The following is a 1,443-nucleotide window of genomic DNA, read 5'->3' on the forward strand; positions in this document are numbered from 1 at the left end:
GCACGGGCGGCACGCCAGGCCGCCGCCAGGGCCAGGGGAATGGCACCTCCTAAAATGGATCGGCGTTTCACGCTGCCTCCCCCGTTCCTGTCGCCGCGCGCCCGTCAGGCCGGGCGGCGGATGCGCCTTCCGGCCCGGACCATGATGATGATGACGGTCAAAATAATGACCGCCAGGGCCACGATCGCGGGCACGATATAGCCGCCCACCCGTGCCAGCAACGGCGTGGGGCCGCCCGCGCGGAGGGTGGCCACGTCGGAGGCCGTGATGTGGACCGCCTGGTTGCCGAACTGCGACAGCACGTAATTGCCGACGTCGGCGACGTCCTGGTCGGACAGTTCGTCGACATAGGACCCGTGCGCGAAGCCCGGCATGAAGGCATGCTGGCCGCCCACCGTACGGTCGACGCCCTGGAGGATGGCGGCGACCAGATTGTCGGGGGTCGCGGCGCCCGTTGCGGAATTATGGAACAATTGCGGATAGTACCCGTCCTGGCTGCCCGTGCCGGTGGGGCGGTGACAGGCCGCGCAATCGCCGGTGAAGATCCGCGCACCATTGCTCAGCGACGCCGGGGCGACGCCGCGCTGGAGGGCCTCGCCGTTCGAGATCGCGCCATAGGCGTCGCGCGGCCGGGTTTCCGCGGCGTTCCGGAGGGCGGGCACCTGGCGGACATAGGCGACGATCGCCCGCAAATCATCGTCGCTGAGATATTGGAAACTATGTTCGATCGCCTCGGCCATCGGGCCGGCGGCCTGGGCCTTGCCGGGGACGTCGCCGGTCTTGAGGTAGCGGAACAGGTCGTCGCTGCTCCAGTCGCCGATGCCGCTGACGGGATCGGGGGTGATATTCGGCGCGATCCATGTGCCGAGCGTGGCGCCGCCGAGCTGTTTGCCGCCGATTTCCGCCATCATGACGTTGCGCGGCGTGTGGCAGGTGTCGCAATGGCCCAGCGCGATGGCCAGGTAGGCGCCCCGATTGACCTGGGCGGATCTGGCCGGATCGGGCGTGAAGCGCGTGCCGTCCAGGAAGAGCGCGTTCCAGACCATCATGGAGGCGCGGATATTGAACGGGAACGGCAGCCTGGTTGCCGGCGGCGCGGTGTCCACCGGCCGCACCGCCTGCGTGAAATAGGCGTAGAGCGCATGGATGTCCGCGTCCGTCAGCCGGGCATAGGACGTGTAGGGCATCGCGGGGTAGAGATGCGCCCCGTCGCCGCGAATTCCGTCGCGCACCGCGGCTGCGAACTGGGATTCGGAATAATTGCCGATGCCCGCGACCTTGGACGGCGTGATGTTCGAGGAATAGATGCTGCCCAGCGGCGAGTCGATGCCATAGCCGCCGGCGAACGGCTTGCCGCCATGCGGCGCGGTATGACAGGCGGCGCAATCGGCCGCGACGGCCAGATAGCGCCCACGCGCGACCAGCGTGGCGTCGGCTGCGCCG

Annotated in this window: 1 protein-coding gene; it reads right to left on the reverse strand. The window is 68.7% G+C overall.

What is annotated here, in order from left to right; all coding sequences use genetic code 11:
- Positions 1-104: 104 nt before the first annotated feature.
- The coding region (locus HUK84_RS18030) for a cytochrome c (protein WP_176641473.1) at positions 105-1,443 on the reverse strand (1,339 nt) is incomplete at its 5' end.

The organism is Nguyenibacter vanlangensis, assembly GCF_013376155.1.
Lineage (GTDB): Bacteria > Pseudomonadota > Alphaproteobacteria > Acetobacterales > Acetobacteraceae > Gluconacetobacter > Gluconacetobacter vanlangensis.